The 3803-nt window shown below is 28.6% G+C and carries 6 protein-coding genes; 1 reads left to right on the top strand and 5 read right to left on the bottom strand.

Features of this window, described 5'->3' with window-relative positions:
- The first annotated feature begins 77 nt into the window (after window positions 1-77).
- Window positions 78-602: a biotin transporter BioY gene (locus BUA77_RS12880; RefSeq protein ID WP_072890921.1), complete on the top strand. Its 525-nt coding sequence runs from the start codon at window positions 78-80 to the stop codon at window positions 600-602.
- A gap of 26 nt (window positions 603-628) precedes the next feature.
- Here the strand turns inward: BUA77_RS12880 and tsaD are convergent, their stop codons facing one another.
- The 5 genes from tsaD to BUA77_RS14065 form a co-directional block, all read right to left on the bottom strand.
- The gene (tsaD, locus tag BUA77_RS12875) at window positions 629-1648 is read right to left on the bottom strand and encodes a tRNA (adenosine(37)-N6)-threonylcarbamoyltransferase complex transferase subunit TsaD (protein WP_072890919.1); all 1020 of its coding nucleotides are present in this window, start codon (window positions 1646-1648) and stop codon (window positions 629-631) included.
- Between the two features lie 3 nt (window positions 1649-1651).
- Entirely contained in the window at window positions 1652-2110 is a 459-nt protein-coding gene (rimI, locus tag BUA77_RS12870) for a ribosomal protein S18-alanine N-acetyltransferase (protein WP_072890916.1), read from the bottom strand.
- Window positions 2100-2816 carry a tRNA (adenosine(37)-N6)-threonylcarbamoyltransferase complex dimerization subunit type 1 TsaB gene (tsaB, locus tag BUA77_RS12865; RefSeq protein ID WP_072890913.1) on the bottom strand — a complete coding sequence of 239 codons (717 nt, stop codon included), beginning with the start codon at window positions 2814-2816 and terminating at the stop codon, window positions 2100-2102. The genes rimI and tsaB overlap by 11 nt, the downstream gene beginning before the upstream one ends.
- Window positions 2816-3268 (bottom strand): tRNA (adenosine(37)-N6)-threonylcarbamoyltransferase complex ATPase subunit type 1 TsaE, encoded by a 453-nt coding sequence (tsaE, locus tag BUA77_RS12860; RefSeq protein WP_072890910.1) that lies wholly within the window; start codon window positions 3266-3268, stop codon window positions 2816-2818. The genes tsaB and tsaE overlap by 1 nt, the downstream gene beginning before the upstream one ends.
- A 344-nt stretch (window positions 3269-3612) precedes the next feature.
- Window positions 3613-3803: hypothetical protein (locus BUA77_RS14065; RefSeq protein ID WP_159429002.1), on the bottom strand; the 191-nt coding region annotated here is incomplete at its 5' end.

Here is a 3803-nt window from a genome sequence, read left to right as displayed (position 1 = left end):
TATATCTATCAATTTATGAAATTGTAAGAAATAGAGAGTATTTAAGAGAAAATAAAAGTATATAGAGGGAGGATATTATGAATACTAAAAATTTGGTATTATCATCTTTATTTGCAGCAATAACAGCAATTGCTTCTCAAATTTCTATACCAATACAACCAGTTCCTATTACTTTTCAAGTACTTGCTGTTGCACTCGCAGGTGCACTACTTGGTAAAAAATACGGATTTATATCTCAAATTGTATTTTTACTAATTGGAGCAATTGGAATCCCTGTATTTGCTGGATTTAAAGGAGGATTTAATGTGATAGTAGGTCCAACAGGTGGATACTTACTAGCGTATCCTATTGCTACATATATTATTGGATACTTTAGTGAAAAAAAAGGTATTATAAATATAAGTATTGGTATGTTATTCGGGCTTATTGTTATATATTTAACAGGAATGATTCAACTTAAATTTATTTTAAATTTGTCTTTAAAAAAAGCTTTCATGGCAGGAGTTGCACCTTTTGTAATTTTAGATTTAATTAAATTAGTTATAGCAAGCTTTGTTGTAGACACTATTTTAAAAAGAACTAATACTTTTCAAAATGCATAAAATAAAAGCTAGGAAAGTCCTAGCTTTTATTTTTGTCCCAATTTTAAATTAGGAACTGCATTTAAGCTTAAATCTGAAATTCTTCCATTTATATAATCATAATATGCTGCACATCCTATCATTGCAGCATTATCTGTACATAATTTAAGAGATGGATATTTCACAGATATATTATTTTCACTACATTTATCTATAAGCTTTTCTCTTAATCCTGAATTTGCAGCAACTCCTCCAGCAAGCACTATTTTATCATACCCTTTTACCTTAGCTGCTTTTATAGATTTATTAACCAAAACTTCTACTACTGCTTCTTGAAAAGATGCAGCTACATCTTCTACAACTATTTCTTCATTTTTCATTTTCTTTCCATTTAAATAATTAAGAACTGCTGATTTTAATCCACTAAAACTAAAATCAAAACTATCTTCTTCTAAATAAACCCTTGGAAAATCTATTGCTTTTTTATTTCCTGCCTTAGCTAATTTATCAATTATAGGGCCTCCTGGATACCCAAGTTTTAAAGCCCTAGCTATTTTATCAAAGGCTTCACCTGCTGCGTCGTCTCTGGTTCTTCCTAGTATTTCGTACTTTCCGTAATCTTTAACTTCAACAAGATGAGTATGTCCTCCAGAAACTATTAAGCATATAAAAGGAGGTTCTAAAGTTTTGTCCTCTATAAAGTTTGCACAAATATGTCCTTCTATATGATTAACTCCAACTAAAGGCTTATTTAATGCAAAAGATAATGCTTTTGCATTAGATAAGCCTACAAGGAGTGCTCCAACAAGTCCCGGTCCATAAGTAACACCTATTACATCTATATCATTAAAAGTTATATTCGCCTCATCTAAAGCACTTTGAATAACAGCATCTATATTTTCTATGTGTTTTCTCGAAGCAACCTCTGGAACTACTCCTCCAAATTTTTTATGAAGATCTATTTGAGTTGCAACTATATTCGATAAAACTTCTCTTCCATTTTTGAGAACTGCTGCTGAAGTTTCATCACAGCTGCTTTCTATTGCTAAAGTTATTATATTCTTCATCAACTACACTCCTTTATTTATATCTTTCCACATAATAAGTGCATCTTCCTGTGTATCTGTATAATAACTAGGTCTAATACCTGCTATTTTAAATCCGTGTTTTTTGTATAAATTTTGAGCCATAATATTTGATTTTCTTACTTCAAGAGTCATAGAAACTATATTATTTTTTATACATTCATTTATTAAAGCACTAACTATTTCATTTCCAAATCCTAACCCTCTATAGTTTGGATGAACTGCTATATTAGTTATATGTCCTTCGTCTATAATAAGCCATATTCCTCCATAAGCTACTATATTAGTATCTTTTTCAATTACTATATATCTAGCAAGCTTGTTTTTAAGTTCTTTTTCAAAAGCACCTTTTGTCCACGGCGTAGGAAAACAAAGTTCTTCTATCTCAACTATATTTTTTATATCATCTTTAGTTAAGTATCTTACATTAATGTTATTTCCCATTTTCACCCATCCTCTTTAGCTTTTCCTCATATTGAACTTCTGCTTGAGATTTTCTTATGTAGTATGGCACTACATCATAGTGGTTTTTCACATCACCTTTTTTATATTTTTCAAAGGCTAATTCACATACACTAGATGCTCTTGCTAATTTATGAGAATTAGGAGCTATATAAATATTATCTAAGTCATTTAGTTTATCTTTATGTAAATCAACGGCTTCTCCAAGGAGCACTACTTCTTCATATCTTTCTTTAATTTCATCTATTAGTTCATCAATATTTTTTACACTTATATTATCAATACTTACAAGAGTATTATTTTCCCATGAATATTTGCATGTATAAACTTGATTTCTCTGAGCATCAATTATAGGACATATTATTCCTTTTGATAAATTCATATTAAAAGCCAAGCTTTCAAGTGAATTAACTACAGCTATATGAATGTTTCTTGCATGAGCTATGGCCTTAGCAGTGGCTACTCCTATTCTAAGCCCCGTAAAAGATCCAGGTCCTATACATACTCCGATTAAATCTATATCATTTGGAGTAATTTCACATGATTTGAACATTTCATCAATCATTGGCATTAACTTTTGAGAATGAGTTTTTTTATGATTTATTGTATATTCTCCTATTAATTTATCATCATCCATAATTGCAACAGTAGCAACTTCTGAAGATGTATCTATTCCAAGTATTTTCATTACTTTAACAACTCCTCAACTATTTTTTCATATTCACTTCCAAAAGGTGTTAAAATCATTTCTCTTCCCTCTTCTTTATAATTAAGCTCTACTTTTAAATAATTATCAGGAAGTATATCTTCAATTAAGTTTGCCCACTCTATAATACAAACCCCTTGCCCATATATATATTCTTCAAATCCTATTTCATACATTTCTTCACTAGATGATATTCTATAAACATCAAAGTGATATAAAGGTAATCTTCCTTCATATTCATTAACTATGGTAAAAGTAGGACTTGTAATATAATCATGGACATCAAGTGCATTTGCTATGCTCTTAGTTATTGTAGTTTTTCCAGCTCCTAAATCCCCTATTAAACATACTACATTTCCTTTATTTAATAATTTTCCTAATCTATATCCAATTCCTCGAGTTTCTTTTTCATCTTTTAAATATATTTTTTCCATTTTTATTACTCCTATCTACGTAATTTCTTATATATTATAATAAAATATTTAATTTAAAAATACATAAAGTATATTTTACTCTATAGGAAATTATAAATTTTTTAAACTGTTGATAACTTTGGTAACCGAATAAAAGTATCAACTATTTTGAGCAACGGAGTCCGTTAGGACTCGTTGGTGACATGAGCCATGCGATAGCATGAAGCGAATTTTTTTATTGAAATATATTAAAGAAATTACATTAATTCTATATAAAATTCAACAATGTGTATAATTTCTTATATATTATAACAAAAAAAGTAGGTTTCAACCTACTAAATGTATTTTAAGTTTATTATTAAGTTTTATTCTACAGCTTTTAAATGATTTTTAAGTTTGTTTATATTAACCTCATTTTCCTTTTCTTTAATCTCTAAAATACTAATACTATCTACTAAATAATCTAATTTTTTATTAGCCTCATCTTTAAATTCTATTAATTCATCAACTTTACTCTCTAAATTCCCTATTCTATTCTCTATATTTTCAACTTTAC

The organism is Tepidibacter formicigenes DSM 15518, from assembly GCF_900142235.1.
Lineage (GTDB): Bacteria > Bacillota > Clostridia > Peptostreptococcales > Peptostreptococcaceae > Tepidibacter > Tepidibacter formicigenes.
This window is presented reverse-complemented; position numbering and strand designations above follow the sequence as displayed.

Coding starts and splice junctions, on each gene's coding strand:
- BUA77_RS12880 (WP_072890921.1), top strand. CDS start 78: ATGAATACTAAAAATTTGGTATTATCATCTTTATTTGCAGCAATAACA.
- tsaD (WP_072890919.1), bottom strand. CDS start 1,648: ATGAAGAATATAATAACTTTAGCAATAGAAAGCAGCTGTGATGAAACT.
- rimI (WP_072890916.1), bottom strand. CDS start 2,110: ATGGGAAATAACATTAATGTAAGATACTTAACTAAAGATGATATAAAA.
- tsaB (WP_072890913.1), bottom strand. CDS start 2,816: ATGAAAATACTTGGAATAGATACATCTTCAGAAGTTGCTACTGTTGCA.
- tsaE (WP_072890910.1), bottom strand. CDS start 3,268: ATGGAAAAAATATATTTAAAAGATGAAAAAGAAACTCGAGGAATTGGA.